The organism is Mesorhizobium sp. M7A.F.Ca.ET.027.03.2.1, assembly GCF_003999175.1.
GTDB lineage: Bacteria > Pseudomonadota > Alphaproteobacteria > Rhizobiales > Rhizobiaceae > Mesorhizobium.
Map to the genome: position 1 here is coordinate 1 of NZ_RZOM01000945.1, position 2,434 is coordinate 2,434.

Annotated in this window: 2 protein-coding genes; both read left to right on the top strand. The window is 64.5% G+C overall.

Annotated elements, in window-relative coordinates; translation table 11 throughout:
- Positions 1 to 875: D-alanyl-D-alanine carboxypeptidase family protein (locus EN750_RS29380; RefSeq protein WP_245482844.1), on the top strand; the 875-nt coding region annotated here is incomplete at its 5' end.
- A 650-nt stretch (positions 876 to 1,525) separates the two neighbouring features.
- Positions 1,526 to 2,434 (top strand): DUF1003 domain-containing protein (locus EN750_RS29390; protein WP_145968020.1); only part of this gene is annotated, 909 nt, incomplete at its 3' end.

The window sequence follows — 2,434 nt, forward strand, 5'->3', positions numbered from 1 at the left end:
ACCCCCTTCCGCTCATCCAGAGATTTTTTGCGGCACTCGCCCTGCAGGTGATGCTTGCCGGCTGCGCCACGACGCCGCCGGACTCGGTGCTGGCCGTGCCGGCGCCGGCGCAGAAATATGCGGCCATCGTCGTCGACGCCAGGACCGGCAAGCAGCTGTTCGAGGTCAGCTCGACGGCGCAGCGCTACCCGGCCTCGCTGACCAAGATGATGACGCTCTATCTGCTGTTCGAGGCGCTGGACTCCGGCCGCGTCAGCAAGCAGACGCAGATCCCGGTTTCGGACCATGCCGCCTCGCAGCCGCCGACCAAGCTGCGCTTCCGGCGCGGCGAGAGCATCGACGTCGATTCCGCGATCCGTGCCATCGTCGTCAAATCCGCCAACGACGTGGCCGTGGCGGTCGGCGAATATCTCGGCGGTTCGGAGGACCAGTTCGCCGCCATGATGACCTCCAGGGCGCGCCAGCTCGGCATGACCAGCACCATTTTCCGCAACGCGTCCGGCCTGCCCGACGGTGGCCAGATGACGACGGCGCGCGACATGGCGGTGCTCGGCATGGCGCTGCATCGGCGCTTTCCCCAGCAGTTCCACTATTTCTCCGAAAGCGACTTCATGTTCCGCGGCCGGCTGGTGCGCGGCCATAACGACATGCTCGGCCGCGTGCGCGGCGTCGACGGCATCAAGACCGGCTACATCAGGGCCTCGGGCTTCAACATCGTCACCTCCTACAACGCCGACGGCCGCAATTTGATCGTCGTGGTGATGGGCGCCGACTCAGCCCGCCAGCGCAACGACCATGTCGAGGCGCTGATCCAGCGCAGCCTGTCGCCAACGGTGGACGGCGCCAAGACAAGGCTGATGTTCGCGGAACAGTGAGGAGTGGTCCGCGTAGCGGACAAATTGGCTTTTTGAACGACGAACGCCCTGAGCCTGCGAAGGGCGAGCTGCCGTAGCAAGCATCGCGCTCAGCCGCGCGGTGACGAATGTCGATAGGAATTTTTTCTTGACCCCTGAGGGCAGCTACGCTACTGTTTTGGGTATGGTGCTGAGTCGCGCCAATTGATCCGCTGGAAACGTGACCCGCCCGCAAGGCGGGTTTTTTGTTACCTGCCCTGCAGAACCTTTGCAGACGCTGGCGGGACAGCGCCCCCCTCTGTCCTGCCGGACATCTCCCCCTCAAGGGGGGAGATTGGCCGTCATCTCCGTTTTCGCCAATCCCCGATGTTGAAAGACGGGCTGGACGGTGAAGCTGCCAATCTCCCCCCTTGAGGGGGAGATGTCCGGCAGGACAGAGGGGGGCGCTGTCCCGCTAGCTTCGGGGAAGTTCTTCCCGCTCCGCCCGTGGATGACGAAGTTGGGGGCGCTTCGGCCAATCTCGAACGTCACCGCCCTGAACCCCCGCAAGCCGCCACCAACGCACCGACCCACATCGCCCTCGATCAAAAACACTTGTACCGCCGCGAAATCCGTCGCGATGCTGGCGATGTTGCGGCATACGTCGCCCAGCACCCTCAGGAGCCTGCACCATGAGCACCGTCCCCAAAACGCCCGAGCAACCGGCAGACAATCAGAACGATGACGGCGGCGAATATTTCGAGGCGCCGACCCTCAGTGAGCTGGAGGCCGATCCGGTTTCGGACGAGCACTTCGACACGCCCGAAGTGCCGGACTCCGAACCCGCGGGCCCCGGCGCCCACCGTGGCAAGCCGAAGAAAAAACCGTCGGCGATATCGGGCCGCAAATTCCGCAAGCGCGACCTGGTGCGCATCGACACGCTGCGCCCGAGCCTCGCCGACCGCATCCGGTCGGACCATCCCGACCTGCCGGCCGGCGCCCGCATCAGCCGCGCCGAGCTCGGCCGCTACCGCATGCGCTACATGGAGGAGCTGCTGCAGCAGGAGCACGGCGAATTCTCCGAGCTCGACCGCCAGGTGGTCGAATCGATCGCCAGGCAGGACACGATTTCCGAAAACTCGGAAGAAGAGTTCGAGGAGCACCGCACCTTTGCAGACCGCGTCTCCGACAACATGGCGGCCTTCGGCGGCAGTTGGTGGTTCCTGATCTCGTTTGCCAGCGTGCTTCTGGTGTGGATCGGCATCAACCTGCTCGAAGGCATGAGCGCCGCCTTCGACCCCTACCCCTTCATCCTGCTCAACCTGCTGCTCTCCTGCATAGCCGCCATCCAGGCGCCGATCATCATGATGAGCCAGCGGCGGCAGGAGTCCAAGGACCGCCTGCGCTCCTTCAACGACTACCGCGTCAACCTCAAGGCCGAGCTCGAAGTGCGCCATCTGCACGAAAAACTCGACTACCTCATCTCACGCCAATGGACGCGGCTCGCCGAAATGCAGCAGATGCAGCTGGATGCGATGCACGAACTGACCGGCGCGAAGAAGCCGAAGCGCGCGGTGCGCGGAAGGCGGACGGTGGGGAGT